Origin of the sequence: Vibrio cincinnatiensis, from assembly GCF_022113815.1 — a bacterium.
Lineage (GTDB): Bacteria > Pseudomonadota > Gammaproteobacteria > Enterobacterales > Vibrionaceae > Vibrio > Vibrio cincinnatiensis_A.
Window position 1 is genome coordinate 1 of record NZ_SGOM01000037.1, and the last position, 2617, is coordinate 2617.

The 2617-nt window shown below is 40.9% G+C and carries 4 protein-coding genes and 1 pseudogene; all 5 read left to right on the forward strand.

Annotated features, from left to right (window positions below; all coding sequences use genetic code 11):
- Nucleotides 1-351, forward strand: a 351-nt coding sequence (locus EXA13_RS16330) for an IS3 family transposase (RefSeq protein ID WP_238134065.1), incomplete at its 5' end; no start/stop codon positions are given.
- A 65-nt stretch (nucleotides 352-416) separates the two neighbouring features.
- A complete protein-coding gene (locus EXA13_RS16335) occupies nucleotides 417-776 on the forward strand; it encodes a VOC family protein (RefSeq protein ID WP_238134066.1) in 360 nt (119 codons plus the stop codon).
- A 648-nt stretch (nucleotides 777-1424) separates the two neighbouring features.
- Nucleotides 1425-1889, forward strand: a complete 465-nt coding sequence (locus EXA13_RS16340) for a hypothetical protein (protein ID WP_193244187.1) — start codon at nucleotides 1425-1427, stop codon at nucleotides 1887-1889.
- 353 nt (nucleotides 1890-2242) lie between these two features.
- A pseudogene (locus EXA13_RS16910) lies at nucleotides 2243-2305 on the forward strand (DUF645 family protein); the annotation flags it as partial.
- Entirely contained in the window at nucleotides 2295-2384 is a 90-nt protein-coding gene (locus EXA13_RS16915; RefSeq protein WP_230604749.1) for a Tfp pilus assembly protein, read from the forward strand. The pseudogene EXA13_RS16910 and the gene EXA13_RS16915, both read left to right, overlap by 11 nt.
- The last annotated feature ends 233 nt before the right edge of the window (nucleotides 2385-2617 follow it).

Consider the following 2617-nt stretch of genomic DNA (forward strand, 5'->3'; position numbering starts at 1 on the left):
GTTCAACTCATTACGAATGCACTGAAAATGGCGTTCAAATCACGTAAGCCGCCTAAGGGGGTCATAATCCATTCAGACCGTGGTGTACAATACAGAGCACATGATTATCAGGACTTCATGCGTAAGCATGGTGGCGTGCCGAGCATGAGCCGTAAGGGCAACTGCTGGGATAATGCTGTCATGGAGTCGTTTTACAGTCGACTAAAAGTCGAGCTGATATATGCAGAAGACTACCAGAATATTGAAGAAGCTCGAATGGGGATCTTTGAATACATCGAGATCTATTACAATCGAAATAGGAAGCACTCAGCGTTGGGCTATGTGAGTCCAGTGGTGTTTGAAAGTGTGTAGTTATGTTGTGTCCACTTTTCGTGGGGTACACTAGCGCTAATCAGGGAAAATAAGAGGAGTTAATAATGAGTCAACATGGAAAACTTAATTATGTAGAGTTTGCCGCTAAAGATTTGAAATCAACAAAAGAATTTTTTTCAACAGTTTTTGGTTGGAGTTTTGTTGATTATGGTTCTGAATATATAGCCTTTTCAAACGAAGGTTTAGATGGTGGATTTTTTAAAGCTGAATTATCGAGTCAAACGGTTAATGGTGGGGCGCTCTTAATTTTTTACAGTACAGATATTGAAGCTACCTTGGAGCAAGTAGAGAAATACGGTGGTAAAGTTATTCGTCCAATTTATGAGTTTCCTGGTGGTTGTCGTTTTCATTTTGTTGAACCAAGTGGAAATGAATTCGCAGTTTGGTCGGAAACACGCGCATAACAAACGCCTCAAGCGGGACTTCCAACGCTCGCCACTTTTGGTTTTAATGAGTTTTGAGGTTGCGGCTGGTTGGTTTTAGTGCGGTTGTTTGCGTTGTCAGCCCCTTAGGCGGGCGTTAGGCGATGTTCGTGAAATTACACAAATGATTCGTTGATTATTAATCGTGTTTTTTTTGAATTATGTCATTTAATCAATGAGTTGTTGAACCCATCAAGTTATCAGTCAAAGAAAATCTCAGCGGTTTTCTGTTCTCATAAAAGTTAACGATCGAGTCTGTTCATATTTGATAAGCTTTGTGCTTCTCGTTCTTCGAGTCTTAAGTTCATCCTTAACAGTTGAGTGATTTTGCGATGAGCTTGGTGGCCGTGATTTTTTCTTTGAACTAGACCATGAGTTTCGTTGTTGGCAAGTGAATATTACAGGGTCAATGTTAAACTCGCATGTTGTTTTAATTTGGTTTGTTCTGATGTTTCTTTGGTAAGGGGTTGAAATGGTTTATAAAATCGCCTAACAAAGCATTTAAGAGGGACAATCAACGCGTGGCATTTTTGGTTCGGGTTGGCATTTGAGGTTACGGCAGGTTAGTTTGAGCGCAGAGGTTTGCGTTACTTGCCCCTTAATGCGGCGTTAGCTTTAAAAGGGGTACGTATGTTCCTATTCGAAATTAATGATTCAAAAATGTCATATAGCTTTAAAGCGTCGGCATTAAGTGCCTGTATTGCCTTTGGTTTTGCGTGTTTGTATCATTTTTTAGTTGGTTTTCCTGAAGAAGCGCCTAATGAGGACTTATCGTTTTCCTTTTTTGATGCGTTCGGTTTGATTCTATTCGCTCCATTTGTAGAAACGATACTAATTGCTCTACTCATATGGATAGCTCAGAAGTTCATGCAAAATATACTATTGGTTGCTTTTTTGGTCGCCTTGTCTATTTCAGTTCTGCACTCTTTAAGCCATCCATTGTGGGGCTTGTTCACGTTTGCCCCGTTTGTAGTCTTTTGTCTCGGTTTTCAGGTGTGGCAAAAAATATCTACATCTGAGGGTGCAAAAGTCGCTTTCCTAACTCATGCCTTTCATAATAGTTATGCGTTCATTCTGGTGGGGCTATCAGGTTAAAGCTAACAAACGCTTCAAGAGGGACAGCCAACGCGTGGCATTTTTACTATGCGTTGGTTTTTGTGATTACGGTGTTATGCGGAAATTTAGTAGTAGCGTTGGCTGCCCCTTAAGCGGGCGTTAGCTTCTTGAAGCAAAAATCATCAAAATCCAAGCTCATTTGTTGTGAAAATTCAGCTTTTAGCATTCAAATTTCACAACTTGGCTTTCGAGTGTTTCTGATGCCGATTTGGTAGGAAGTGTTGAAAGTTCAGCAGGTTCAAAGCCGCTGAAAACCCACAAGCCTCGATGCTTCAAGGTTGTTGGATGTTCCACACGGCAAGTTTGGTTTCACAAAAGGCTGCATCATCGCTGTGATCTGGTTTTCTTTGTCGCGGACTCTTAACCTTGGCCAACTTAGCCTAGATCGTTTTAAGTTTTGGCAGCCAACTTCACAGCTTTTGGCGTTGGACGTGTGTTTGTATGATGCTTTTGCGTAAAATGCCTTTCAAGTAAATGTGTTTAAAAAATCATTGTTAAACAATAGGCTACGAAGCTAACAAACGCCTCAAGAGGGACTGTCAACGCGTGGCGTTTCCAGTCCCAATGAGCCGCGGTGGTTACGGTTGTTGTGTTTGAGTTTAGTGTTATGCGTTGCCAGCCCCTTAGGCGGGCGTTAGGCGATGTTCGTCCGAGAAAATAACTAATTGATTGATTTTTAATTATATTTCTTCTTTAAGTTATATTTT

Coding starts and splice junctions, on each gene's coding strand:
- EXA13_RS16335 (WP_238134066.1), top strand. CDS start 417: ATGAGTCAACATGGAAAACTTAATTATGTAGAGTTTGCCGCTAAAGAT.
- EXA13_RS16340 (WP_193244187.1), top strand. CDS start 1,425: ATGTTCCTATTCGAAATTAATGATTCAAAAATGTCATATAGCTTTAAA.